At 72.1% G+C, this 24,285-nt stretch carries 22 protein-coding genes; 12 read left to right on the forward strand and 10 right to left on the reverse strand.

Translation table 11 applies throughout. From position 1 onward, the window contains the following. Positions 1-112: 112 nt before the first annotated feature. The 5 genes from M2266_RS07705 to M2266_RS07725 all read left to right on the forward strand — a co-directional run bounded on the left by M2266_RS07705 (position 113) and on the right by M2266_RS07725 (position 4,672). On the forward strand, positions 113-1,267 hold the full coding sequence (locus tag M2266_RS07705) for a DUF3533 domain-containing protein (RefSeq protein WP_277437481.1): 1,155 nt from the start codon (positions 113-115) through the stop codon (positions 1,265-1,267). Between the two features lie 212 nt (positions 1,268-1,479). After that, complete coding sequence (locus tag M2266_RS07710) at positions 1,480-2,055, forward strand: NUDIX domain-containing protein (RefSeq protein ID WP_277437482.1); 576 nt, start codon at positions 1,480-1,482, stop codon at positions 2,053-2,055. Between the two features lie 82 nt (positions 2,056-2,137). Further along, a complete protein-coding gene (locus tag M2266_RS07715) occupies positions 2,138-3,802 on the forward strand; it encodes a DUF6345 domain-containing protein (RefSeq protein WP_277437483.1) in 1,665 nt (554 codons plus the stop codon). A gap of 114 nt (positions 3,803-3,916) precedes the next feature. Further along, positions 3,917-4,342, forward strand: a complete 426-nt coding sequence (locus tag M2266_RS07720; protein ID WP_277437484.1) for a DUF202 domain-containing protein — start codon at positions 3,917-3,919, stop codon at positions 4,340-4,342. A gap of 24 nt (positions 4,343-4,366) precedes the next feature. After that, on the forward strand, positions 4,367-4,672 hold the full coding sequence (locus M2266_RS07725) for a DUF202 domain-containing protein (RefSeq protein WP_277441100.1): 306 nt from the start codon (positions 4,367-4,369) through the stop codon (positions 4,670-4,672). A gap of 79 nt (positions 4,673-4,751) precedes the next feature. Here M2266_RS07725 and M2266_RS07730 read toward each other — a convergent pair whose 3' ends face one another. Both M2266_RS07730 and M2266_RS07735 read right to left on the reverse strand, forming a co-directional pair. Next, on the reverse strand, positions 4,752-5,675 hold the full coding sequence (locus tag M2266_RS07730) for an NADP-dependent oxidoreductase (RefSeq protein WP_277437485.1): 924 nt from the start codon (positions 5,673-5,675) through the stop codon (positions 4,752-4,754). Positions 5,676-5,715: 40 nt separating this feature from the next. Beyond that, a complete protein-coding gene (locus tag M2266_RS07735; protein WP_277437486.1) occupies positions 5,716-7,251 on the reverse strand; it encodes an MFS transporter in 1,536 nt (511 codons plus the stop codon). A gap of 150 nt (positions 7,252-7,401) precedes the next feature. On the opposite strand from M2266_RS07735, the gene M2266_RS07740 reads away from it, so the two are divergent. After that, complete coding sequence (locus M2266_RS07740; protein ID WP_277437487.1) at positions 7,402-7,839, forward strand: MarR family transcriptional regulator; 438 nt, start codon at positions 7,402-7,404, stop codon at positions 7,837-7,839. 43 nt (positions 7,840-7,882) lie between these two features. On the opposite strand, the gene M2266_RS07745 is transcribed toward M2266_RS07740, so the two are convergent. Together M2266_RS07745 and M2266_RS07750 are read right to left on the reverse strand one after the other, a co-directional pair. Continuing rightward, entirely contained in the window at positions 7,883-8,764 is an 882-nt protein-coding gene (locus tag M2266_RS07745; RefSeq protein WP_277437488.1) for a hypothetical protein, read from the reverse strand. 60 nt (positions 8,765-8,824) lie between these two features. Beyond that, positions 8,825-9,532: an FCD domain-containing protein gene (locus M2266_RS07750; RefSeq protein WP_277437489.1), complete on the reverse strand. Its 708-nt coding sequence runs from the start codon at positions 9,530-9,532 to the stop codon at positions 8,825-8,827. A 115-nt stretch (positions 9,533-9,647) separates the two neighbouring features. Here M2266_RS07750 and M2266_RS07755 point away from each other — a divergent pair, with 115 nt between their 5' ends. From M2266_RS07755 to M2266_RS07765, 3 genes are read left to right on the forward strand one after another with little or no spacing between them, the layout of a single operon-like run. Continuing rightward, positions 9,648-10,187, forward strand: a complete 540-nt coding sequence (locus M2266_RS07755; RefSeq protein WP_277437490.1) for a gluconokinase — start codon at positions 9,648-9,650, stop codon at positions 10,185-10,187. Between the two features lie 53 nt (positions 10,188-10,240). Next, the gene (locus M2266_RS07760) at positions 10,241-11,638 is read left to right on the forward strand and encodes a gluconate:H+ symporter (RefSeq protein WP_277437491.1); all 1,398 of its coding nucleotides are present in this window, start codon (positions 10,241-10,243) and stop codon (positions 11,636-11,638) included. Positions 11,639-11,678: 40 nt separating this feature from the next. Next, positions 11,679-12,617 carry an MBL fold metallo-hydrolase gene (locus tag M2266_RS07765; RefSeq protein ID WP_277437492.1) on the forward strand — a complete coding sequence of 313 codons (939 nt, stop codon included), beginning with the start codon at positions 11,679-11,681 and terminating at the stop codon, positions 12,615-12,617. 46 nt (positions 12,618-12,663) lie between these two features. Here the strand turns inward: M2266_RS07765 and M2266_RS07770 are convergent, their stop codons facing one another. Both M2266_RS07770 and M2266_RS07775 read right to left on the reverse strand, forming a co-directional pair. Continuing rightward, complete coding sequence (locus M2266_RS07770) at positions 12,664-14,022, reverse strand: glucarate dehydratase family protein (protein WP_277437493.1); 1,359 nt, start codon at positions 14,020-14,022, stop codon at positions 12,664-12,666. 11 nt (positions 14,023-14,033) lie between these two features. Beyond that, on the reverse strand, positions 14,034-14,957 hold the full coding sequence (locus M2266_RS07775; RefSeq protein WP_277437494.1) for an ADP-ribosylglycohydrolase family protein: 924 nt from the start codon (positions 14,955-14,957) through the stop codon (positions 14,034-14,036). 156 nt (positions 14,958-15,113) lie between these two features. On the opposite strand from M2266_RS07775, the gene M2266_RS07780 reads away from it, so the two are divergent. After that, complete coding sequence (locus M2266_RS07780; RefSeq protein ID WP_277437495.1) at positions 15,114-16,151, forward strand: phosphotransferase family protein; 1,038 nt, start codon at positions 15,114-15,116, stop codon at positions 16,149-16,151. A gap of 6 nt (positions 16,152-16,157) precedes the next feature. Next, a complete protein-coding gene (locus tag M2266_RS07785) occupies positions 16,158-17,372 on the forward strand; it encodes an acyl-CoA dehydrogenase family protein (protein WP_277437496.1) in 1,215 nt (404 codons plus the stop codon). A 1,293-nt stretch (positions 17,373-18,665) separates the two neighbouring features. Here the strand turns inward: M2266_RS07785 and M2266_RS07790 are convergent. The 4 genes from M2266_RS07790 to M2266_RS07805 are packed head-to-tail and all read right to left on the reverse strand — an operon-like array spanning position 18,666 to position 22,748. Continuing rightward, positions 18,666-19,652, reverse strand: coding sequence for an NADPH:quinone oxidoreductase family protein (locus M2266_RS07790; protein WP_277437497.1), 987 nt, complete (start codon positions 19,650-19,652; stop codon positions 18,666-18,668). A gap of 15 nt (positions 19,653-19,667) precedes the next feature. Continuing rightward, positions 19,668-20,267, reverse strand: coding sequence for a TetR/AcrR family transcriptional regulator (locus tag M2266_RS07795; RefSeq protein ID WP_277437498.1), 600 nt, complete (start codon positions 20,265-20,267; stop codon positions 19,668-19,670). Between the two features lie 55 nt (positions 20,268-20,322). Next, positions 20,323-21,975 carry an AMP-binding protein gene (locus M2266_RS07800; RefSeq protein WP_277437499.1) on the reverse strand — a complete coding sequence of 551 codons (1,653 nt, stop codon included), beginning with the start codon at positions 21,973-21,975 and terminating at the stop codon, positions 20,323-20,325. Further along, the gene (locus M2266_RS07805; protein WP_277441101.1) at positions 21,972-22,748 is read right to left on the reverse strand and encodes an SDR family oxidoreductase; all 777 of its coding nucleotides are present in this window, start codon (positions 22,746-22,748) and stop codon (positions 21,972-21,974) included. The genes M2266_RS07800 and M2266_RS07805 overlap by 4 nt, the downstream gene beginning before the upstream one ends. Before the next feature lie 179 nt (positions 22,749-22,927). Between M2266_RS07805 and M2266_RS07810 the strand changes: the two genes are divergently transcribed. After that, positions 22,928-24,256 carry a serine-threonine protein kinase gene (locus tag M2266_RS07810; RefSeq protein WP_277437500.1) on the forward strand — a complete coding sequence of 443 codons (1,329 nt, stop codon included), beginning with the start codon at positions 22,928-22,930 and terminating at the stop codon, positions 24,254-24,256. Positions 24,257-24,285: the final 29 nt, after the last annotated feature.

Genomic DNA, 24,285 nt, shown 5'->3' on the forward strand with positions numbered 1-24,285 from the left:
CTGGGCAGCGGTGGCCGCGCGCAGCATTTCGCGTGTAGTGGCCAACCGGCAAGGGGCCCGTACGGAGCACCCCCCGTTCGCGTGCTGGGCGTAGGCCGCCTAACGTGCGTGCATGAGCTCTGCTGGGACGACCCCTCCGCCGCCGGACGAACCAACCTCCTCGACGTCGGATTCCGGCGATCCGCGTGGTGTTCCGGCGCTCGCCGACGGGTCGGGCGGTTTCGCGGCCGAGTTGCGGGACGCGATCAGCTTCCGGGCGTTCCTGCTTGTCCTCGGGGGTCTGCTGGTCCAGCTGGCGTTCATCGTGTCGTACCTGGGCGCGTTCCACTCCCCCACGCCGCACCGGATCCCGGCCGCCGTCGTGGCGCCCGCGCAGGTGTCGGGCACGGTGGTCAAGCAGCTCAACGCGCTGCCCGGCGAGCCGGTGAAGGCGGTCGCGGTGGCCGACGAGGCCGAGGCGCGGCGGCAGATCATGAACCGCACGGTGGACGCCGCGATCCTCATCAACCCGGCGGGGAAGACCGACACGCTGCTGGTGGCCTCCGCGGGCGGCCCCTCGGTGGCGCAGACCTCCACGCAGATCGCGCAGAGCGTCGAGAAGACGCAGCACCGGCAGGTGGCGGTCATCGACATCAAGGCCCCCAACAAGGAGGACGGCCGCGGTCTGAGCTCGTTCTACCTGGTCATCGGCTGGGTGGTGGGCGGCTATCTGACCGCCTCGATCCTGGGTGTGGCGGGTGGCGCCCGGCCGGTCAACCGGCACCGTACGGCGATCCGGCTCGGCACCCTCGCGCTCTTCTCGGTGGTCTCCGGGCTCGGCGGGGCGATCATCGTGGATCCGGTCTTCTCTGCGCTGACCGGCCACTTCATGGCGCTGTGGTGGATCGGCGCGCTGGTGGTCTTCGCGGCCGCGGCGGTCACCACCGCACTGCAGACGCTCTTCGGGATCGTCGGCATCGGGCTGGCGATCCTGCTCTTCGTCGTGATGGGCAATCCGAGCGCGGGCGGGGTCTATCCGGCGTCGCTGCTGCCGCGGTTCTGGAGCGCGATCGGACAGTCCCTGCCACCGGGGGCGGGGACGACGGCGGTCCGCAACACCGTGTACTTCGGCGGGAGCGCGACGGCCGGTTCGCTGTGGGTACTGGCCGCGTACGCGCTCGCCGGTGTGATCGTCGCGATGGCCACCGTCGTGATCCGCGACCGCCGGGCGGGCGCCGCACCGGCCGGGGCCCGGCCGGCCACCGACGACGCCCCGAAGCTCATCTGACGGCACGTCACGTCTCCGGCCCTCAAGGGTGGTGCGAAAGGAGCGGCGTTCGCCCGTGAGGGCGGGGTCCGCGGCGTCCGGTGCGGGCGACCGCACGGCGGAGGGTCGTCCTCGTACCGGACGCACCTGGACGAGCCCGACAACGCAGCAGGCGTGCGGGCCAGGCGTCGCGGGCCAGGCGGGACTTTCACACCACCCTTTAGGCTGGGGCCATGAGCCCCGACGACGATCTCCCGCCGTCCGCGACCGCCTCCCCCGGCCCGCAACCGCGCTCCGCGGACGAGCTGCTGGACATCGTCGACGAGAACGACGTGGTCGTCGGGCAGGAGCGGCGCGGCGTGGCGTACGCCCGCGGGCTGCGGCACCGCTGCGCGTTCGTCCTGGTGAAGGACGGCGAGGGGCGGACGTTCGTGCACCGCCGCACCGCGGTGAAGCTGGTCTTTCCCTCGCTGTACGACATGTTCGTGGGCGGGGTGGTCGGGGCGGGCGAGACGTACGACGAGGCCGCGCTGCGGGAAGCCGAGGAGGAGTTGGGGGTGTCGGGACTCCCCCGGCCCCGTCCGCTGTTCACGTTCCTCTACGAGCGGGACGGGCACTCCTGGTGGTCCCGGGTGTACGAGGTGCGGTGCGAACTCCCGGTCTCCCCACAGGTCGAGGAGGTCGCCTGGCACGCCTTCCTCACCGACGGTGAGCTGGAGCGGCGGCTGGCCGAATGGCAGTGGGTCCCGGACGGCCTCGACGCGTTCCACAGGCTGCGCGAGTGGCGTGGGCGGTCTCCTGTGGCGTAGCCGTCTTGGCCGAAAAACGTGCTGGTGGACACCCCCGCGCGGTGACACGTTGTGGCCTCGCCCACGGGAAAGGGGAGCCACCATGCGCATGATCTACTCCGACCGCGGTCCGTCTCCACTCGACCTCGGGAAGCCGGGCGAGGCACCACGCGACTCGACGTTCGGCTGGTGGGGCGCGCTCAGCGTCGAGCACTTCGTCAACCAGGTCACCCTCACCTACACCCACGAGGACGCGACCGGCTGGCTGGACTACCTGCAGCAGTTCTACGACCGCAACTTCTGGTTCGCGGACGACGGCGTCAAGGTGTGGGCGTACGAGGAGACGTACGACGACTGGCAGGACCGTTACGGCCTCGACGCGGTGGCCGCCGTCTACCACTCGGGCCACGGCGGCATGTACAACGACGGCACCTTCATCGCGCCGCTGGGCGGCACGTGGGACAACCGCAGTGACGCCCTGTCGTCCAACATGCGGCTGGGCAACAAGAAGGTGAACTACGTCTTCTGGTCCACCTGCAACTCCCTGCGCGTGCTCGAGGGTCACAGCCCGATCCGCACGTGGGCCACGCCGAACGTCGGCTTCCGCATGATCTTCGGCTTCGAGTCCACCAGCGTCGACCACCCCGGCTACGGCGCGAACTTCTGGAAGTACTGGCGCGGCGGGCAGACCTTCACCGACGCCTGGCTCAACGCCAGCTGGGAGATCTCGACCCACCAGGCGCCGTCCGTGGCCGCCGCCGGCACCACCCAGGACGAGGCCGTCAACCGCCTCAACACCGAGCGGTCCTTCTCCCGCGACCACATCGCGGACAACTGGTACGCCTGGCGCTGGTACTACGCCCGCGACGCCATCCGCGAACCGCTGATGACGCTGCCGGGCCAGCCGCAGCTGGTCCTGCTCGCCCCGCGCGAGCCGAGCGGCGAGCTGCTCTCCATCGGCCGGGCCGCGCAGTTCCCCGAGGCCGCGCTCGCCGAGATCCAGGTGGAGCGGCAGGGCGTGCTGAGCGCCACGTCCGGTGACCGGCATATCTCCACCGGGCCCGGGGCCGTACGGTGGGTCAAGCTCGCGGAGCCCAACCGCCGCAACACCGAGCAGATCTCCACCGAGCACGCGATCGCGGCGGCGCAGGCCTTCGCGCAGCAGCACGCGGACGGCGCCGAGCTGGTCGTCGACAGCGTGCACGACCTGATGGAGAACCACGGCAGCAAGGACGGGGAGCTCGGCGAACCCCGCACCGTGGAGACCATGGTGGTGTTCCGCCAGCTGTTCCACGACATCCCCGTCATCACCCCCGGCCGGGGCGAGATGCGCGTGTCGGTGGACAACGACGGCACCGTCGTCCAGGCCATGATCTCCACCCGTCAGCAGGCGGGCAGCAGCCGGCAGCTCACCTCGCTGGTCTCCGAACCGCGGCCCGGTGCGCGCGGTGCGGCCCGCGAGGCGGCGACGCCGTCGACCGCCGACCCGCTGACCGCGCTGGCCACGGCGCAGCAGCAACTGCTCGCCGAGCTGGCGGCCCACGCCGCGGCCGGACCGAAGAACGCGGCGATGACCGGCGCGCGGAGCCAGAGCGGATCCCCGCAGTCCAGGGAGCGCATCGAGTCCCGTGACGTGCCCGGCACGACGCAGGTCGGCTACGAGATCGAGGGCAACCACGCCTACCTGGCCGCCCGCAAGCTCATCGAGATCGGCCCGGAGGGGGGCTTCGTGACCCGCCGCTGGGTGATCGCGCCGCTCGCCCGCTGACCCTGCGACCGACGGGGCCGGAGCCGCTCCGGCCCCGTCACCATGTGCCGAACCGGTGGCGGGTGGGTGGCGGGTGGAAAGCCCTCGGTCCGGGTCCGGACGTACAGTGACCGGGTGATCGTCTTCGTACGGGCGCTGCCGGGCAGGCTGCGGGCCGGGGTGTCGGCCGTCGGGCTGTGGTTCGCCCCGGCCCGGGTGCAGGCGGAGGGTGTGACGCCCGACTACCGGTTCTCGCTCGCCAACGAGCGCACGTTCCTGGCCTGGATCAGGACCGCGCTGGCACTGATCGGCGGCGGCTTCGCGGTGGACCAGTTCCTGCCGGACCTGCCGCGGACCGTCCGGGTCGTCCTCGCGCTGGCGCTGCTGGCGGGCGGGGCGATGTGCGCGGTGCGGGCCGTCAACTACTGGGTGCGCTGCGAGCGCGCCATGCGCCGCAACGAGGACCTGCCGCTCTCCCGCTTCCCGACGCTGCTGGCCGTGCTCGTGGCGGCCATCGCGGTGGTGATGGTGCTGATCGTGCTGCTCGGCCGGGCGGGCTAGACCGTGTCCGAGGGCCCGGCGGGGATGCGCGACCGCGATCCCGGTCTGCAGCCGGAGAGGACCCGGCTCGCGTGGCGGCGGACGACCCTGTCGTGCGCGGTCGCCGCGGTGCTGGCGGGCCGGCAGGCGGTCCACCGCGGGCTGTCGGGCGTGGGGATCGTGGGGGTGGCGCTCGGCGCGCTGGTCTGGCTCGCCTTCCTGCTCGTCGCCCAGCACCGGATCCGCCTCCTGGCCGCGCCGCGGCCGCCCGTGCTGAGTGCACGGGCGGCCGCGGCGGTGGCGGGGTGCACGGTGGCGCTCGCCGTCTTCGGCGCGGCCGTGCTGTGGTGACGGTCTCGCCGCCACCCGGTCGGACTCGTCACGCGGTCGGACTCGTCACGCGGTCGGACTTGTCACGTGGTCGGACTCGTCACATGGTGACGACGATCTTGCCGCGGGTGTGCCCCTCGGCGCTGAGCCGCTGCGCGTCGGCCGCCCGCTCCAGCGGGAACGTGGCCGCGACCTCCACCGTGACCACACCGGCCTCGGCGAGGTCGCTGAGCGCCGCGAGGTCCGCGGCGTCCGGTCGGACCCACTGGAACCGGCCGCCCAGACCCAGCACCGCCGGGTCCGCGATCGACACCAGCCGCTCGGCGTCGGTGAGCAGGCCCGGGGAGACGGTCAGGGCGTCGCCGCCGACCAGGTCCAGTACGGCGTCCACGCCGTCGGGGGCCAGCGCCCGTACGCGGTCGGCGAGGCCGTCCCCGTAGGTCACCGGCTCCGCGCCCAGCCCACGCAGGTAGTCGTGGTTCTTCTCCCCCGCGGTGCCGATCACCCGGGCACCGAGGTGCTTGGCGATCTGCACGGCCATGGAGCCGACGCCGCCGGCGGCGGCGTGGATGAGGACCGTGTCGCCCTTGCCGACGTTCAGCTCGTGCAGGAGCGTCTGGTAGGCGGTCAGGCCCGCCAGCGGCAGGCCCGCGGCCTGCTCGAAGCTGAGATTGGACGGCTTGCGGGCCAGCGTGCGGACCGGGGCACCGACCAGCTCGGCGAACGTGCCGCGGGACAGGAAGTCCTCACGGACGTAGCCGATGACCTCGTCGCCCTCCTCGAACTCGGGCACGTCGGGGCCCGTCTTGACGACGACACCGGAGACGTCCCAGCCGGGGATGACCGGGTAGACCACGTCGAGCAGCGAGTCCAGGTACCCCGCCTGCGCCTTCCAGTCGACGGGGTTGACGGCCGCGGCCCTGACCTTGATCAGGACGGTGTCGGGTCCGACCTTGGGGTCGGGGCGCTCGCCGTACTCCAGGGCCTCGGGCCCTCCGTAGCTGCGGTAACTGACGGCCTTCATGGTGATGGCTCCTGTACGCCGTGGGGGGATCGGGCGGGGATCAGACGACGCCGGCCTTGTCGGCCGCGTCGGGCTGCGCCACCACCTTGAGGGGGGACGGGGTGCTGTCGGCGGCGGAAGCCGTCACTTCGACGGTCCGGTGTCCTTGGTGCGTGCGCAAGCCGAGCCAGCTGACCAGCCCGACGAGGGCGAAGGAGATGGCCGCGATACCGAAGGTGAGGGTGAAGCCCGACTCGGCGGGCAGCGCCGGTGCTCCGGCGGGCAGGTGCTCGATGGTCTTGGACGCCAGGATGGTGGTGACGACGGCGCTGCCGATCGCGCTGCCGGTGGAGCGGGAGATCGAGTTGATGCCGTTGGCGATGCCGCTCTGGTGGTGCGGGACGCTCGCCATGATGACGGCGGGCATGGCCGCGTAGCCGAAGCTGACGGCCGCGCCGACGATGAGGCCGGCGCCGATCACCGAGGCGGTGTGGCCGTGGTCGAGGCCCAGCCAGGCGAAGCCGGCGGCTCCCAGCACGGCGGCCAGGCCGAGCACGACCCGCGGGCCGCGGTGCCGGACGAGCCGGCCGCCGATCGGCGAGGCGAGCAGCGAGACGATCGCGCCGGGGAGCAGGAACTCGACGGAGGCCCGCAGGATGGACGCGTCGAAGCCGTAGCCGGTGACCGCCTTCGGCATCTGGACGAGGTAGGAGACGCCCAGGAAGTTCGCGAACATGCCGAAGCCGACGAGGATTCCGGCGAGGTTGGCCATCAGCACCGGACGGTGGACGAACATCCGCATGTCGACGAGCGGCTCGCGGACCTTGAGCTCGGTCAGCACCCAGACGGCGCCCATGACGACGGCGCCGGCGAAGCTGCCCAGCGTGCGGCCGGAGGCCCAGCCCCATTCGTGGCCCTGCGAGATCGGCAGCAGGAGCAGGAGGAGGGCGATGCCGAGGGTGAGCGCGCCGAGGAAGTCGGTGCGGCCGCCGGTCTTGTGCCGGGTCGCGGGGACCAGGAAGACGACGGCGAGCAGGGCGAGGACGGCGAAGCCGGTCGCCATCCAGAACGCGTTGCGGTAGTCGGCGTCGGGCCCGGAGGTGAGCAGGCCGGTGGCGACCAGCGCGAGACCGCTGCCGAAGGCGAGGGTGCCGCTGACCAGGGCCATCGCCCCGGGGAGCTTCTGCGGGCGGACCTCTTCGCGCAGCACCGACAGCGCCAGCGGGAAGATCGCGGTGGCGGCGCCCTGGAGCACCCGGCCGACGATCAGCAGCGGCAGGGAGGACGCCAGGGCGGCGATGACGGAGCCCGCGACCATGATGCCGAGTACGGCCACCAGGGTCGGCTTCTTGCCGTGCTGGTCGCCGAAGCGGCCGAGCAGGGGGGTGAAGACCGCGGCGGACAGCAGGGTGGCGGTGGTCACCCAGCTGACGTTGGCGGTCGAGGTGCCGAGTCGGTCGTTGCGGATCAGGCCCAGGATCGGGACGGGCAGGGTCTGCATCATCGACACGACCATGGCGGCGAGGCTCAGGGCGAAGACGATGACCGTCTCGTTCCGGTGCCCCGCGGCTGCGGGTGCGGTGCTGGCATGGCTCATGGCTGGCGGGTCCTTCTCCTGGCGTCACGTCATTGCTTCATGACTTGGATGCTTGATGTCGTCAAGCAACTCGACAGACGGTAGACCTCAATAGTTAAGGACGTCAAGTTAATGATTGATGTCGTCAAGCATTCTGAGTACACTCCCCGTATGAGCGCCACCCAGAACGTCCCGACCAAGCTCGAGCTCCTGGAGCTGCTCGCCGCCATCGGCACCGCGCAGTGGCGGGACTTCGCGGCCGCCGCCGCGCACCACGGCCTCACCTCCACCCAGGCCAAGGTCCTCGCCCAGCTCGACGGGCCGCTGCCGATGCGCGGCCTCGCGGCGCTGCTGGTGTGCGACGCGTCGAACGTCACCGGGATCGTGGACCGGCTGGAGGCGCGTTCGCTCGTCCGCCGCGAGGCGGACCCCACCGACCGGCGGGTCAAGAACGTCGTGGCGACCGACGAGGGCCGCGACACCATCCGGCGCGTGCGCGAGGAGATGCAGGCCACGCACGGCGCGCTCGACGCCCTGGACGAGCACGAGAGCGCGACGCTCTACGCCCTGCTCGGACGGCTCCGCCCGGCGATGGAGAACAACGCCTGACGCCGTCAGCTCTTCGGGGTCACGGGGTCACGGGGTCGCGGGATCAGCGGCGGCGCAGCGCCGTGGCGAGCGCCCGCACGTCGCGGCTCGCGAAACCGGGCTCCCGCCCCAGCAGGCGGACCAGGTCGTCACGTACCGCGCGGGTGCGGCCCGCCGCGACCAGCGCCAGCGACTCGGCGAGCGCGGCCGGCAGCGACGGGTGGTACCAGGGTTCGGCCGCGTCCTCGTCGAACCAGCGGACGGCCGGGAACGAGCCGTGCACCTTGGGCTGGCAGTCGCCGAACCACGACCAGGTCCCGGGGTCCAGCGACACGTTGACCACGTGGCCGGCGGGCAGCGTTCGCACCCACGGGCGTGACGCGTCCTGCTGCCAGCGCCAGTGGCCGGGGGCGGTCCTGCCCCGCTGGGTGACGCCCACGTAGCGCAGCTTGCGGCGGATCACCGGCCACGGCTCGTGGCTCTCCTCGATCCACTCGGCGAGCGCGCGGTGCAGGGTGTCGAAGGTGTTGCCCCGGAAAACGACGTCCACGAGGGCCACCGGCCGCTTGCGGCGGGCCAGCGCGTGCGGGTCGAGCCCCACCGCGGCCAGGTGCTCGCGGAAGCGGGCCCGCACCGCGGGCGTCCAGCCCCGGTCGTCGGTGCACGAGACCGGCAACCGCAGCAGCCGCCCCCTCCACGACGAGCCTTCGAACGCGCCGGTCAGCAGGTCGTACATGCTGTCCAGCGACCGTCCGACGAAGCACAGGTCGGCGCCGTCGGAGCGGGCCAGCACCTTCGCGGCGCACTCGGTGAGCGTCGGCAGGTACCCCAGCCTGGTGGGCGGCGCGCCCTCGGTGAGCGCGCCGAGCCGGTCCGGGCCGGCGCCCGCGGACGTGGCGAGGCTCCAGCGGAACGGCTGCGGCGGGGCGGCGGGGCGAGCGGACATACGCCCCAGTGGATCACCGCCGGCCGGACGGGTCATCCGGTTTTCGCACCGGTACGGGTTCTACGGCGCGAGGATGTCCAGTTCGCGCAGCGCGCCGACGCAGATCTCCCGCATCAGACTCTCCGCGCCCGCCGCGTCCCGCGCCCGCACCGCTTCCGCGACCCGTACGTGCAAGGTGACCGCTTCGGGGTCGGGGGCGGTGAACATCACGTGGTGCTCGGTGCGGCCGGTCAGCACCTCGGCCACGACGTCGCCGAGCCGGGCGAACATCTCGTTGCCGGAGGCCCGCAGCATGACGCGGTGGAACGCGACGTCGTGCACCAGGTACTCGTCCAGGTCCGCGGCGCGGCCGGCGGCGGCCATGTCGGAGGCGAGCACCGTCAGCTCCCGGCACTGCCCGGGGGTGGCGGCCTCGGCCGCGAGCCCGGCGGCCACCGGCTCGACTGCGGTCCGCAGCATCGTCAGCGAGCGCAGCTGGCGGGGGCGGTCCGCGCCGGCCAGCCGCCACCGGATGACCGCCGGATCGAAGACGTTCCACTCCTCGGTGCGCCGCACCGTGACGCCGACCCGGCGGCGCGTCTCGACCAGGTGCATGGCCTCCAGGACGCGCACGGCCTCACGGACGACGGTGCGCGAGACCCCGTACCGATCCTCGAGTTCGTCGATGCGCAGCACCGTGCCGGGCGGGTAGGCGCCCGAGGCGATCGCGGGTCCGAGTTCGGCCAGTACGCGGGCGTGCAGGCCGCCGCTCTCTCCCTGCTGAGGCATGGGTGACAGCTTAAGTGCCGGAGCCTTGATATGACGTTTTCGCATCGCCCTCTTGAATAAGTAGTACCTATGGCGTTTATTGGTGCCAGCCGCTTGCACAAGGAGGTACGAGCGCATGACTGCCGAAGCCGCGCAGCACCAGCCGCAACCGAACCCCCCGGTCGTCGTCGTGATGGGCGTGTCCGGATCGGGCAAGTCCACGGTCGGCGGCCTGCTCGCCCAACGGATGGGCGTTCCCTACGCCGAGGCGGACGACTTCCACCCGGCGGCGAACATCGCCAAGATGTCGGCGGGCCACCCGCTGGACGACACCGACCGCGCGCCGTGGCTGGACGCCATCGCCGCCTGGGTCACCGAACGCGCCGGCCTGGGGGGCGTCGTCAGCTGCTCCGCCCTGCGCCGCCGCTACCGCGACCGGCTCCGCGCCGACGCCCCCGAGCTGTTCTTCCTGCACCTGGACGGCCCCCCGGAGCTGATCGCCGCCCGGATGCAGGCCCGCATGGAGCACTTCATGCCGCCCGGGCTGCTCCGCTCGCAGCTCGACGCCCTCGAACCGCTGGGTCCGGACGAAATCGGCACAGCGGGTGCCGTCATCACGATCGACGGCGGCCCGCAGCAGATCACCGAGCGCGCGTACGCCGCGCTCCCCCGCTGACCCCGCACCCCCGCTGACCCCCACATCCGCCGCTGTCCCCCTGGAGTACGAACGTGTCTGCACTCAGCGTCGAGCTGCTGGCCGCGACGACCGCGCCACCCATCACCTCCGCCGGTGACACCCGGCTCGGCATCGCCGCCCTCGTCGGCATCGCCGTCATCATCGTGCTGATCACCCGCTGGAAGGTGCACGCCTTCCTCGCCCTCACCATCGGCTCCTTCGTGCTCGGCGCGGTGGCGGGCGCACCGCTCGCGAAGACGATCACGAGCTTCACGACGGGTCTCGGGTCGACGGTCGCGGGCGTCGGCGTGCTCATCGCGCTCGGCGCCATCCTCGGCAAGCTGCTGGCGGACTCGGGCGGCGCCGACCAGATCGTCGACACCATCCTGGCCCGCACCAGCGAGCGCCGGATGCCGTGGGCGATGGCGGGGATCGCGGGGCTGATCGGGCTGCCGCTCTTCTTCGAGGTCGGCATCGTGCTGCTGATCCCCGTGGTGCTGCTGGTCGCCCGGCGCGGCAACTACTCGCTGATGCGGGTCGGCATCCCGGCGCTGGCCGGACTGTCCGTCATGCACGGCCTGGTTCCGCCACACCCCGGCCCGCTCGCCGCCATCGACGCCATCCACGCCGACCTCGGCACCACGCTGGCGCTCGGCGTCCTCGTCGCGCTGCCCACCCTCGCCATCGCGGGCCCCCTCTTCGGCCGGGTGGCCGACCGCTGGGTCAAGGTCGAGCCGCCGGAGACCATGACGCCGGCCCGCGCCTCCGACGACCTGAAGCACCGTCCCAGCTTCGTCGCGACGGTGTGCACCATGCTGCTGCCGGTGGTGCTGATGCTCGCCAAGGCGCTGGTGGACGTCATCGTCGACGACAAGCAGAGCCTGGTCTTCCGGATCTTCGACGTGGTCGGCACCCCGCTGATCGCGCTGCTCGCCGCCGTCCTACTGGCCATGTTCACGATGGGCCGCGCGGCCGGGTTCAGCAAGGAGCGGATCTCCTCGACGGTCGAGAAGTCGCTCGCCCCGATCGCCGGGATCCTGCTCATCGTCGGCGCGGGCGGCGGGTTCAAGCAGACGCTGATCGACGCCGGGGTCGGCAACATGATCCTCAACTGGTCGGACAGCTGGAACATCTCCCCGCTGCTGCTCGCCTGGCTGATCGCCGTCCTCATCCGGGTCGCCACCGGCTCCGCGACCGTCGCGACGATCTCCGCCGCCGGTCTGGTCGCACCGCTCGCCGCCGATATGTCGACAACGCACGCGGCCCTGCTGGTACTCGCCGTCGGCGCCGGTTCGCTCTTCTTCTCGCATGTCAACGACGCCGGATTCTGGCTCGTGAAGGAGTACTTCGGGATGGATGTCCCACAGACCCTCAAATCGTGGTCGACGATGGAGACAGTCATCTCCGTGGTGGCCCTAGGCTTCGTCCTGCTGCTCTCGCTCGTCCTGTAGTGCGAGACGGCGTCAGTTGACCGTCCTGGGGAGGGCACGCATGGGCACGCCGTCGATTGTCGACACAACGGGCACGGAACCGTATCTCATGGAACTGGCTCCCGATGTCCATGCGTTCTGCCAGCCCGACGGCGGCTGGTGCCTGAGCAACGCGGGCTTCGTCAGCGACGGCACGAGCACGCTGCTCGTGGACACCGCCGCCACCGAGCGCCGCACCCGGCTGCTGCGGGACGCCATCACGGCGGCGGGCGCGCCGCATCCGGAGTACGTGGTCAACACCCACCACCACGGTGACCACACCTACGGCAACGGCCTGTTCGCGGCGGGCGGCTCGGCGATCGTCGGTCACACCGCGTGCCGCCGCGAGCTGCTGGCCGCCGGCCGCCAGCTGCACGGGGTCTGGCCTGACGTCGACTACGGCGACATCCAGATCACCGCGCCCACCGTCACGTACTCCGAGTCGATGCGGCTGCACACGGCCGGCTCCGAGGTGCGGCTGTTCCACCCGGGGGTGGCGCACACGCCCGGCGACACCATCGTGTGGCTGCCGCGCCAGCGCATCGTCTTCACCGGCGACCTGGTCTTCAACGGCGGCACGCCGTTCATCCTGATGGGGTCCCTGCACGGGTCGCTGCGCGCACTGGACCTGCTGCGGTCGCTCAACGCCGAGATCGTCGTCCCCGGACACGGCCCGGTCACCGACCCCGGCGTCTTCGACACCATGGAGGGGTACCTGCGCCACCTCGGCTGCCTCGCGGACACCGGCCGCGCCGCCGGCCGCACCCCGCTGGAGACCGCCCGCACCGCCGACCTCGGCCCCTTCGCCGAACTCCGCGAGTCCGAGCGCCTGGTCGCCAACCTGCACCGCGTCTACGCCGAACTCGACGGCATCACACCGGGCGCCCCGCTGGACGCGGCGGCGGCGTTCGCCGACATGGCGGAGATGAACGGCGGCGTACCGGTGGCCTGTCACGCGTAGTGCGGCGGCGTGCCGCGCGCAACGCCCTTCCGGCCGATCGCCCGCACTACCAGCGCGGCACGGCCGGCGTCCGCCACTCCGGCTCGGCCTGGCGCATCGCGGCCGCGTCGTCCCGGTCGCGCATCGTGCCGTCGTCGTCCAGCCAGCGTTGGTGGAGCGCCTTGAGGGCGTCCCGGTCGAGTTCGACGCCGAGGCCCGGCGCGTCGGAGACGGTGAGAGCGCCGTCGGTGAAGACGTGCCGGGACGTGATGACGTCGTCGCTCTGCCAGGGGTAGTGCGAGTCGCAGGCGTAGTCGAGGTTGGGGACGGTCGCCGCCACGTGGGTCATGGCGGCGAGGCTGATCCCCAGGTGGGTGTTGGAGTGCATGGACAGGCCGACGCCGAAGACGCGGCAGATCGCGGCCAGTTCGCGGGTGTTGCGCAGGCCGCCCCAGTAGTGGTGGTCGGAGAGCACCACCTGCACGGCGCCCGTCGAAAAGGCCTCGCGGATCTCCGGGAACGTCGTCACGCACATGTTGGTGGCCAGCGGTACGTCCGTGCCCGCCGCGACCTCCGCCATGCGGGCGGTCGTGCTGACGGGGTCCTCCAGGTACTCCAGGACGTCACCCAGCTCGGCGGCGACCCGCAGCGACGTCTCCACGGACCAGGCACCGTTGGGGTCCAGCCGCAGCGGCTGCCCGGGGAACGCCTCGGCCAGCGCCCGGACGGCGGCGATCTCCTCGTCGGGCGGGAAGACACCGCCCTTGAGCTTGAAGGAGCCGAACCCGTACGTGTCGGCGAAGCGGCGGGCCTGGGCGACGACTCCGGCCGGGTCGAGCGCGGCGCCCCAGTCGTCCCGCGGCGTGTCCGCGCCGGGGTGGTGCGCCCAGCGGTAGAAGAGGTACGCGCTGTACTCGACGGTGTCGCGGACCTTGCCGCCGAGCAGCGTGTGCACGGGCAGGCCCAGGATCTTGCCGAGCGCGTCGAGGCAGGCCACCTCGAAGCCGGAGATGACGGAGAGCCGCAGCTTGTCGGCGGTCTGCACACCGCGCAGCCCGCCGACGTCGACGGAGTCGGAGACGTCGGCCGGGTCGCCCGGTTCGCCGCAGACCCGCTCGGCGAGCGCGAACAGCCCGTTCAGATCGCTGACCGCGTGACCGGGGAGCGCCTCGCCGAGCGGCGCGGCCAGCTCCAGGTACCGGCTGTCGCCGTAGGTCTCGCCGACCCCGACCGTGCCGTCCGCGGTGACGACCTCGATGATCAGGCGCGGGGTGAAGGGCTGGTGGACGCCCTGGGTATTGAGCAGCGGTGGGTCGGCGATCAGGATCGGCGTGAGCCTGACCTCCGTCACCGTCAGTGCCTTGACGTCCGCCGGCAGTGCCTTGGCGTCAGCCGCTGTCTGCGTATGTGAATACCGTTCACCCATAAGTCCAGAGGCTAGGCGGGGGCCGAGTCCGCGTCAACCCACGCCGGGAGGGCCTCCCTGGCCGCGTGCCAGGCCGGCGGCAGGGCCCCCACCCCGGTGCGGGCGGCGACCACGCCGCCCGCGATGGCGCAGGTGGTGTCCATGTCGCCGAGGCCGGAGACCGTGACCCACAGGCACTCCTGGAGGTCGTCGGGGTGGCTGGCCGCGCACCACAGGGCGAACGGGACCGTGTCGGGGGCCGACACCCGGTACCCCGAGCCGAGCACCTCGGCGGCGTGCCGGACCGAGGCGTACTGGGACATGCGGGAGGCGGTGCGCAGGCCGGAGCGGACGTCGGAGACATCGAGCCGGTCCGCGACGGCGCCCAGGAACGCGGCGCGGTCGGGGGCCGGGCCGCCCCGGCCGCGGGCCGCGAGCGCGGCGGCGACCGCGACGGCCACGGCCCCGGCGACGGCCTCGGGGTGGTGATGGGAGACGGATGCCTGGCGGGCGGCCAGCTCGGCGACCGTGTCCAGGTCCTCGCAGTGCCAGGCGCCGAGCGGGGCCACCCGCATGGCCGCCCCGTTCCCCCAGGAGCCCTGGCCCTCGAACTGCTCGCTCACCACGGCCTGCCAGGGCTCCCCGGTACCGATCCGGCGGAGCACGTCGTGCATGGAGGGGCCGTAGCCGCGGTGGTCGTCGGCCGCGTACTCGTCGGCGAGGCGCCGGGCCAGCCGGTCCTGGTCGACCTCCCCGCCGCTCTCCGCCAGCTCCCGCACGAGCGCGAGTGTCTGCGCGGTGTCGTCACTCCACAGCCAGGTCTCCGGGGGTGGCAGAACGCGCTTCTCCAGCGCCTCGGGGCCGGCGAGCCGGAGAACCGAGAACCAGCGGTCGCCGAAGGCGTCCCCGTGGGCGAGTCCGTGGAGCGAGTCCAGGGCGGCGGCGGGGATGTACATCTAGGCTCCTCGAAGGGCGTGGACGGACTGCCAGTCTTTCAGCAGGAACCGACCCACAACACCGGATTCCGGATCCCTACTGGACGACATACCGACTGGTCGGCATGATGGCAGCAACGCCAGGACCAAGGTGTGCCGGGTGGTGAGGAGCGAACGATGAGCGGTACGGACAATCCACCGGGGCTCGATCTCGGTCGGCTGCGCGAACATCTGGACCGGGAGCGGCCCGGTCTGGTGCGTGGCGCCCTGCGGGCCAGACTGATCGAGGGCGGCCGGTCGAACCTGACGTACGCCGTCACCGACGGCGCCACGCGGTGGGTGGTGCGGCGGCCGCCGCTCGGGCACGTACTGGCCACCGCGCACGACATGACGCGCGAGCACCGGGTGATCAGCGCGCTGAGCGACACCCCGGTCCCGGTGCCGGGCACGGTGCTGCTCTGCGAGGACCCCGAGGTGATCGGCGCCCCGTTCTACGTCATGGACTTCGTGGACGGCACGCCGTACCGCACCTCGGCGCAGCTCGCCGAGATCGGCCCGGAGCGCACCCGCGCGGTCGTGCTGGGGCTGCTCGACACCCTGGTGGACCTGCACGCGGTGGACCCGGCAGCGGCCGGCCTCGACGGCTTCGGACGTCCCGAGGGCTTCCTGGAGCGGCAGCTGCGCCGCTGGGGCAAGCAGTTGGAGGCGTCCACCAGCCGCGACCTGCCCGGTATCGCGGAGCTACACGCCGCCCTCGGCAAGGCGCTGCCCGCCTCGCCCACGCCCACCGTCGTGCACGGCGACTACCGGCTCGACAACGTGCTGGTCGGCGCCGACGACCGGGTCCTGGCCGTCCTGGACTGGGAGATGTCGACGCTGGGCGACCCGCTCACCGACCTCGGCCTGCTGGTGATGTACAGCGAGCAGGAGACCGTCCCTGACGTGCCCGTTTCCACCACCGGCGACGCGCCCGGCCATCCCACCGCCCGGGAACTGGTCGAGCGGTACGCCGAGCGGTCGGGCCGCGACACCTCGGCCATCGACTGGTACACGGCCTTCGCGTACTTCAAGCTCGCCGTGATCCTCGAGGGCATCCACTACCGCTTCACGCTGGGCCAGACCGTCGGGGCCGGTTTCGACCGGATCGGCGACCTGGTGCCCGCATTCATCGACCGCGGGCTGCTCAAGCTCCGGCTCCAGCCCCAGGAGGACTGAGAACTGATGGATTTCGCCTATGACGCCCGTACCGAGGAGCTGCGGACGCGGCTCACCGCGTTCATGGAGTCGCACGTCTACCCGGCGGAGCCGGTCTTCGCCCTCCAGCGCGAGCAGGCCGAGGGCGACGCCCGCTGGTCGGCGCCGCCCGTCGTGGAGGAGCTGAAGGCGGAGGCCAAGCGGCAGGGGCTGTGGAACCTCTTCCTGCCCGGCGAGCGCGGGGCGGGGCTGACGAACCTGCAGTACGCGCCGCTGGCCGAGATCACCGGCCGCAGCCCGCACCTGGCGCCGCCGGCGCTGAACTGCGCCGCGCCCGACACCGGCAACATGGAGGTGCTGAGCGAGTTCGGCACCGAGCAGCAGCGCAAGCAGTGGCTGGAACCGCTGCTCGCCGGTGAGATCCGCTCGGCGTTCGCGATGACGGAACCGGACGTCGCCTCGTCGGACGCGACCAACATCGAGACCCGCATCGAGCGCGACGGCGACTCGTACGTCGTCAACGGCCGCAAGTGGTACATCTCCGGGGCGATGAACCCCAAGTGCGCGATCATGATCGTGATGGGCAAGAGCGACCCGTCGGCGGAGCGGCACCGCCAGCAGAGCCAGATCCTCGTGCCGCGGGACACCCCCGGGGTCGAAGTACGGCGTGGTATGCGGGTGTTCGGCTACGACGACGGCGACCACGGCGGCCACGCCGAGGTCGTCTTCACCGACGTCCGGGTGCCGGCCGAGAACCTGATCGGCGAGGAGGGCGGCGGCTTCGCCATCGCCCAGGCGCGGCTCGGGCCGGGCCGGATCCACCACTGCATGCGGTTGATCGGCATGGCGGAGCGGGCCCTCGAGCTCATGTGCCGGCGGGCGACGGACCGGGTGGCGTTCGGCAAGCCGATCGCCGAGCAAGGGGTCGTCCAGGAGTGGATCGCGGAGGCGCGGGTCGAGATCGAGCTGCTGCGGCTGCTGGTGCTGAAGACGGCTTACCTGATGGACACGGTCGGCAACCGGGGCGCGCACACCGAGATCCAGTCGATCAAGATCGCCACGCCCGCCGCGGTGGTGAAGATCATCGACCGGGCGATCCAGGTGCATGGCGCCGGTGGCGTGAGTCAGGACTTCCCGCTGGCGGAGCTCTGGGCGGGGGCGCGGACGTTGCGGTTGGCGGATGGGCCGGACGAGGTGCACAAGCGGTCGCTGGCGCGGCGCGAGCTGAAGAAGTACGTGTAGCGGTTGTCGGCGGGACGCGGCGCCGCCGCGCTGGCGGCGCCGGTTTCTCCGGCGCAGGGGTCCGAAGTCGACTATGTACGGTCCCCGGACCTTCGGCCGCGGGGGTGGGCCGGATGACCGCATAGCGAAGGTGCGGCCACCCGAGCCTGTTCCTTCGGGGGCAGGGCCGGGCCTGGGCCGAGTGGTCACGGCGGTGCGGAAGTTGGTGCATGGGCGGGGTGCTGGGGCTCAGGTTCGGGCATTGCGGAGTGGTTCTTCTGCGTCGCTTCGCTCCTTGACCGGGCGGAGGGGGCCCGGCGCTGCGCACCTGTGAAGCGGTCCGCTGCGCGGCCCGGGGTGGGGTGGGTGGCGACAGTGGTAGGGATCATGGTGCGGGTCGGCGGTGGTCGGGGTGAGGGATCACGGAGTGGTTCTTCTGCGTCGCTTCGCTCCTTGACCGGGCGGAGGGGGCCCGGCGCTGCGCACCTGTGAAGCGGTCCGCTGCGCGGCCCGGGGTGGCGGATCGATGTCGGTCCGCTGCGCGCCCCGGGGTAGAGGGTGGGAACGGGTGGTGGGGCCGCCGAGGTTGGTGGGTGATGGGCTGCGGGTGTTCGGTTGGTGGGCGGGGCCCGGCGATAGGGGCACATCCCGACCTCTCGAACCCCATCCGTCCCCAAAGGATCAGCTCGTGCGGCCGGAGCATCGGTAGGCGGTCTTTTGGCCGCACTTAGTGATCCGCATCTGCCCAATGACCGCCCCATAGATCCCGCTGGATCCCACTCGTCACACCCGCCCCACATCACGCCAACAAGAGCGGATCAAAGCTCCATCCCCACCCAACAAGGTCATCCGCAGCGCACCCCCATACGCAATCACCCCCGCCCCACCCCGGGGCGCGCAGCGGACCGGCATCGATCCGCCACCCCGGGCCGCGCAGCGGACCGCTTCACAGGTGCGCAGCGCCGGGCCCCCTCCGCCCGGTCAAGGAGCGAAGCGACGCAGAAGAACCACTCCGTGATCCCTCACCCCGACCACCGCCCACCCGCACCATGATCCCTACCACTGTCGCCACCCACCCCACGCCGGGCCGCGCAGCGGACCGGCATCGCTCCCCCACCCCGGGCCGCGCAGCGGACCGCTTCACGGGCGCAGCGGACCGCTTCACGGGCGCAGCGCCGGGTGCAGCGGACCGCTTCACAGGTGCGCAGCGCCGGCCCCCCTGCCAGGCGGCGGTCGGTCACGGCGCCCGGTAGTCCGCCCGCGCGAAGGCCCCGCCACAAGGGCGGGGCCTTCGCGCGGCCGGGGGTGGCGGGGTCAGGCGTTCACGACCACCACGCGCCCCGTCGTCTTGCCGTCCGCCACGCGCTGGACGGCTTCCGCCGCGTCGGTCAGGGCGACGCGTTCGCTGATGTAGGGCTTGACGCTGCCCTCGGCGGCGAGGCGGGTGAGGGTTTCGTGGGCTTGGAGGACCGCTTGGGGGTCCTTGGTGTTGTAGAGGCCCCAGTGCAGGCCGAGGATCGAGTAGTTCTTGACGAGGGCGTGGTTCAGGCCCGGGGACGGGACCGTGCCGCTGGTGAAGCCGACAATGACGATGCGGCCCTCGAAGGCGATGCACTTGGTCGACTTCGTGTAGGCGTCGCCGCCGACCGGGTCGTAGACGACGTTCGCGCCGCGGCCGTTGGTGGCCTCCTTGACGACGGCCACGAAGTCCTCGCTGTAGCGGTCGACGACGAGGTCTGCGCCGAGGTCGCGGGCGACCTTCGCCTTGTCGGGGCCGCCGGTGACGCCGATGACGGTGGCTCCGGCGGCCTTGCCGAGCTGGATGGCGGCGCTGCCGACGCCGCCCGCGGCGGCGTGCACCAGGAGGGTCTCTCCGGGCTGGAGGGCCGCTCGGCGGTGCAGGCCGAACAGGCCGGTCTGGTAGCCGATGTGCAGGGCCGCGGCCTCGGCGTCGTCGAGCGCCTCGGGGGCCGGCAGTACCGACGCGGCGCTGACGACGGCCAGTTCCGCGAACGCCCCGTGCGGCAGGGATGCCGGGGAGATGATCCGGGCGCCGATGTCCAGGCCCGTCACCCCCTCGCCGAGGGCGAGGATCTCGCCGCACAGCTCGACGCCCGGGGTGAACGGCAGCGGTGGGCGGATCTGGTACTGGCCGCGGCACAGCAGGGCATCGGGGAAGTTGATGTTCGCGGCGCGTACCCGCACCAGCACCTCACCGGGGCCGGGCTGCGGATCCGGTACCTCGTCGAGGCGCATCGCCTCGCGCGGCTCCCCGTTCTCGTGCACGCGCCATGCCTTCACCAGGTACCTCCAGGGTTATCGGGGCTGTTGCACCGAGTGCAGCAGCATGTCTGCGAAGTCCTCGGCGACCGTCGCGGCGGACAGCGGGCCGTCCGCGCGGTACCAGGTGCCGAGGTGGTGCACCGAGCCGAAGAAGTAGTCGACGACGAGGTCGGGACGCAGCTCGACGCGGAAGACCCCGTCGCGCTGGCCCTCCTCGATCAGGGCTCGGAACTTCTCGTGGTAGCGGCGGCGCTCGGCGCGTACCGCCTTCTGCTTCTCCGGGCTCAGCTGGTGCATGGACCGGAAGAAGATCTTGGTGTCGTCCAGGTTCTCGATGCTGGTCACGACGACGTCGGCGGCGGCCCGGGCCAGCCGGGTCGTCGCCGGGGCGTCCTGGGCGGCGATGGAGTCGAGGCGCTCGGTCTGCAGTCGCAGGACGCGGCCGTAGATCTCGTGCAGCAGGTCGTCCTTGGAGCCGAAGTAGTGGTACAGCGCTCCCTTCGTCACCCCGGCCGCCTCGACGATCTCCTGCACCGAGGTGCGGTCGTAGCCGCGCTCGGCGAAGAGACGGGTGGCCTCGGCGAGCAGCCGCTCGGGAACCGCGGTCGCCTTCGTGGTCGTGCTGCGTGCCATGGCCTGCCCTTTCTCCGTACCGATGCGCCGGTCGACATTCCGACCGGTATGGACCCTATCCGGCCCGGGCCTTCAGTTCGCGCCGGAGGATCTTGCCCGTCGTGGTCTTGGGCAGCTCCTCGATGACCTCCACCTCGCGCGGGTACTTGTACGCGGCGAGCCGCTCCTTGCAGTACGCGATGAGATCCGCCGGTTCGGCCGCCAGGCCCGGCCGCAGGCTGACGTACGCCTTGACGCTCTCGCCCCGGTAGGCGTCGGGGATGCCGACGACGGCGGCCTCGCGCACGGCGGGGTGGGTGTAGAGGACGTCCTCGACCTCGCGCGGCCAGACCTTGAAGCCGGACGCGTTGATCATGTCCTTCTTGCGGTCGACGACGTACAGCCAGCCCGCCTCGTCCATGAAGCCGATGTCGCCGGTGCGCAGCTCGCCGCCGGGCAGGGCCGCCGCCGACTCCTCGGGGCGGTTCCAGTACCCGGGGACCACCATCGGGCCGCGTACGCCGATCTCGCCGTGCGTGCCGAACGGGACATCCTCGCCCTGTTCGTCGATGATGCGCACCACAGTGTCGGGACCGGGGACGCCGACGGACAGGGTGCCGGACTCCGGGTCGACGGGCGCCTCCTGGCCGGCCGGGACGCTCGCGCAGGGCGCGGTGCACTCGGTCAGGCCGTAGCCGTTGCGGATGTAGGGGCCGAACCGCTCGCGGAACCCTTCGACGATGGCCGGCGGTAGTGGTGCGCCGCCGGAGTAGATGTACCGGAACGACGAGAAGTGGTCCCGGGTGGCCTCGGGGCGGGCCATCAGCGCCATGAAGGCAGTGGCGGGGCCGACGGTGTAGGCCGGGCGGTACTCCTGGAACGCCTCCAGGACGACGCCCGCCTCGAAGCGGTTGGTGAGCGCCAGGGTGGCGCCGTTGGCGATGGCCGAGGAGAGCTGGGCGACCATGCCGGTGATGTGGAACAGCGGCGCCAGCGCGAAGATCACCGAGCCGTCGGGCAGGGCGAGCATGACGCGCTGCCGGTCGGCGTTGTAGGCGATGTTCCCGTGGGTGTTCATCGCGCCCTTGGGGGCGCCGGTGGTCCCGGAGGTGTAGCTGATGAGGGCGGTGCCGTCGCGCTCGGGGAGCGCCGTGGGCTTCGGTCCAGCCGCGGCGCGGGCCGCTTCGAGCAGGTCGTCCGCGCCGTCGGGGGCGGGGAACCGCTCGGCGGGCAGGACGCGGCGGTCGTCGCGCGTCTGCAGGTCCAGCTCGCTGGTGACCAGCGCGATGGTGGCCCGTGATCCGGTGGCGGTCTGCCGGACGTAGCCGTCCCAGGCACGGTCGGAGCAGACGATCGCCCGGACCCCGGCGTCGGCGAGGATGTGGGTGAGCTCATGTGTCTTGTACATCGGGTTGACCGGGACGACCACGCCGCCGGCCTTCCACGCGCCGAGCAGCGTGATCACGAACTGCGGGATGTTCTGCAGCATGACCGCGAGCCGGTCGCCGGGCGCGAAGCCGCGTCCTGCCAGGTGGTTCGCCAGGCCGTCGGAGAGCTCGTCGACCTCGCGGTAGGTCAGTCGGCCGTCGAAGTAGGCAAGCGCGGCGCGGTCCGGGACGCGGGCGACCGAGTCGCGGAAGGCGTGCAGCACGCTCGGCGGGGCGTCGGGCAGCGCGCGCTGCTCCTCGGTGAAGTGCCGGAGCCACGGCTTGGCCGCGTAGGAGATCACGTGCGGTCCCCGCCCTCTGTGGCGCGCTCCAGTTTCTTCTGCAGGCGGTTCATTCCGTCGATCCACTGCTCCGGGTCCGCGGCGCGGGCCGCGTAGTACTGGGCGACCTCGGGGTGCGGCAGGATCAGGAACTGCTCGGCCGCGATACCGGCCATGACGGCGTCGGCGAGCTCCTCCGGCTCGATCGCGGTGGGCGCGAGCACCAGCTCGCCCGCGGTGCCGGCCGCCCGCATCATGTCGGTCCGCACGCCCTGCGGGCAGACCGCGTGCACGCGGATGCCGCGGTGCCGGTAGGTGAGCGACAGCCACTCGGCGTAGGCGTAGGCGCCGTGCTTGGTCACCGAGTACGGGGCGGCTCCCACCATCGTGAGCAGCCCGGCGGCGGAGACGGTGGCGACGAACCGGCCGCTGCCGCGTTCCAGCCATTCCGGCAGCAGCTCGCGGGCCGCCCGGACGTGGCTCATGACGTTGACGTCCCAGGAGCGTTCCCACTCCTCGTCGGTGGCGTCCGGGCCACCGGTGCCGATCCCGGCGTTGGCGCAGAAGACGTCGATCGTGCCGCCGAGCGCGTCGCGCGCCTTGCCGACGACGTCCGAGGCGTCGCCCGGCACCGCGATGCCGCCGATCTCGTCGGCGACGGCCTGCGCGGCTCCGGCGTTCAGGTCGTTGACGACGACCCGCGCGCCCTCGGCGGCGAATCTGCGGGCCAGCGCGGCACCGATGCCACCACCTGCTCCGGTGACGACCACTCGGGCATCGCGCAGGGTTTCCACGGCCACGATCGTGTCTCCTTCGACTCGACTGGGTACGGCTCGGGTACGACTCTCTTCGCATACTAAGCGGTCGGTCAGGCGCACGGAAGGGCAAAATCGTATGCGCGGGGTATGGCCGGTTCCCTCCCCGTTCGGGATGATGCGCGCACGTGGCGCGGATCGAGGCCGAGGGGACCGCCGTGACAGTGACGAGTGTGCAGCCCTACTGGGAACTGACCTTCGACGCGGACGGGGACGTGGACACCCGGCAGCGTGATCAGCTGCTGGCGGGCGCGACCGCCGCGGGAGTCACCGATCTGGTGATGTTCGCGCACGGCTGGAACAACGACCAGTCCATGGCGACCTGGCTCTACGACCGCTTCTTCGCACCCTTCCCGGGGCTGCTCGGGCCCGGCACCGGCGCGCGGCTCGGCTACGTGGGCGTGCTCTGGCCCGCCATGCGCTTCAGCGACGAGCCCATCCCCGACTTCACGCCCTCGCTGACGATCGCCCCCGTCCCGGCCGGCCGGACGGAGCTGAGCGAGGAGACGCGCCGGGCCCTGACCACCATGTTCCCCGAGCAGGACGCGACGGTGAGCCGGCTCGCGGAGCTGCTGCGGGAGTGTCCCGACTCCCCCGAGGCGTTCGCGGAGTACGTGCGCCTGGTCCGCGCGCTCGTGGAGCTGCCGGAGGGTTCCCCCGCCGCCGCGTTCGCGGCGGACTCCGACGACGGGTCGCAGTCCGACCCGGCGATTCTCCTGGACGACCCGGTCGCGCTCTGCGCGGAGTTCACCGCGGCCCTCCAGGAGACCGGCGTCGACTGCGGCACCGACGGGCCCGACGCACCCCAGCTGTTCGGCGGGCTCCGCAAGCGGTTGTGGAACGGCGCGCACGAACTGCTGCGACAGGCCACGTACTTCGCGATGAAGCGGCGGGCCGGCACGATCGGCCAGCGCGGCCTCGGCCCGGTGCTGGGCGCGCTGGCGCGGACGGCGGCCCCGGCCCGCGTGCACCTGGTGGGACACAGCTTCGGCGCCCGCCTGGTCTCGTTCGCCCTGCTCGGCCTGCCCGCCGCGGCGCAGAACGTGAAGTCCGTGACGCTGCTGCAGGGCGCTTTCTCGCACTACGCGTACGCGCGGCAACTGCCCAACGACGCGTCGCGCTCGGGGGTGCTGCGCGACGTCGAGAGCCGGGTGGACGGTCCCCTGGTGTCCTGCTTCTCCAGCCACGACACCGCGCTCGGGGTGATCTATCCGCTCGCGTCACGCCTGTCGCGCGACGACTCCTCGTTCCTCGGGCTCGGCGACCGCTGGGGCGCCATGGGCCACGACGGCATCCAGGCGGTCGCCGGCACCCGGCTGGCGACGGTCGACGACGCCCGAGCCGGACGGTTCCCGGTGTCGGGGTGCGTGAGCGTGGATGTGTCGGCCGTCGTCCGCAGCGGCCCTCCGCCGGCCGGCGCGCACAGCGACATCTGCCACGAGGAACTGGCGCGCGTGGTGCTCGCCGCGGGACGGATCTCGCACTGAGTCCCGTCCCGCGGCGGTCATTTGCCGCC

Source organism: Streptomyces sp. SPB162, from assembly GCF_029504575.1.
GTDB lineage: Bacteria > Actinomycetota > Actinomycetes > Streptomycetales > Streptomycetaceae > Actinacidiphila.

What these genes read in the sequence shown, in the direction of transcription:
- M2266_RS07705 (WP_277437481.1), top strand. Translation starts at nt 113, where the DNA reads ATGAGCTCTGCTGGGACGACCCCTCCGCCGCCGGACGAACCAACCTCC.
- M2266_RS07710 (WP_277437482.1), top strand. Translation starts at nt 1,480, where the DNA reads ATGAGCCCCGACGACGATCTCCCGCCGTCCGCGACCGCCTCCCCCGGC.
- M2266_RS07715 (WP_277437483.1), top strand. Translation starts at nt 2,138, where the DNA reads ATGCGCATGATCTACTCCGACCGCGGTCCGTCTCCACTCGACCTCGGG.
- M2266_RS07725 (WP_277441100.1), top strand. Translation starts at nt 4,367, where the DNA reads ATGCGCGACCGCGATCCCGGTCTGCAGCCGGAGAGGACCCGGCTCGCG.
- M2266_RS07730 (WP_277437485.1), bottom strand. Translation starts at nt 5,675, where the DNA reads ATGAAGGCCGTCAGTTACCGCAGCTACGGAGGGCCCGAGGCCCTGGAG.
- M2266_RS07735 (WP_277437486.1), bottom strand. Translation starts at nt 7,251, where the DNA reads ATGAGCCATGCCAGCACCGCACCCGCAGCCGCGGGGCACCGGAACGAG.
- M2266_RS07740 (WP_277437487.1), top strand. Translation starts at nt 7,402, where the DNA reads ATGAGCGCCACCCAGAACGTCCCGACCAAGCTCGAGCTCCTGGAGCTG.
- M2266_RS07745 (WP_277437488.1), bottom strand. Translation starts at nt 8,764, where the DNA reads ATGTCCGCTCGCCCCGCCGCCCCGCCGCAGCCGTTCCGCTGGAGCCTC.
- M2266_RS07750 (WP_277437489.1), bottom strand. Translation starts at nt 9,532, where the DNA reads ATGCCTCAGCAGGGAGAGAGCGGCGGCCTGCACGCCCGCGTACTGGCC.
- M2266_RS07755 (WP_277437490.1), top strand. Translation starts at nt 9,648, where the DNA reads ATGACTGCCGAAGCCGCGCAGCACCAGCCGCAACCGAACCCCCCGGTC.
- M2266_RS07765 (WP_277437492.1), top strand. Translation starts at nt 11,679, where the DNA reads ATGGGCACGCCGTCGATTGTCGACACAACGGGCACGGAACCGTATCTC.
- M2266_RS07770 (WP_277437493.1), bottom strand. Translation starts at nt 14,022, where the DNA reads ATGGGTGAACGGTATTCACATACGCAGACAGCGGCTGACGCCAAGGCA.
- M2266_RS07775 (WP_277437494.1), bottom strand. Translation starts at nt 14,957, where the DNA reads ATGTACATCCCCGCCGCCGCCCTGGACTCGCTCCACGGACTCGCCCAC.
- M2266_RS07780 (WP_277437495.1), top strand. Translation starts at nt 15,114, where the DNA reads ATGAGCGGTACGGACAATCCACCGGGGCTCGATCTCGGTCGGCTGCGC.
- M2266_RS07785 (WP_277437496.1), top strand. Translation starts at nt 16,158, where the DNA reads ATGGATTTCGCCTATGACGCCCGTACCGAGGAGCTGCGGACGCGGCTC.
- M2266_RS07795 (WP_277437498.1), bottom strand. Translation starts at nt 20,267, where the DNA reads ATGGCACGCAGCACGACCACGAAGGCGACCGCGGTTCCCGAGCGGCTG.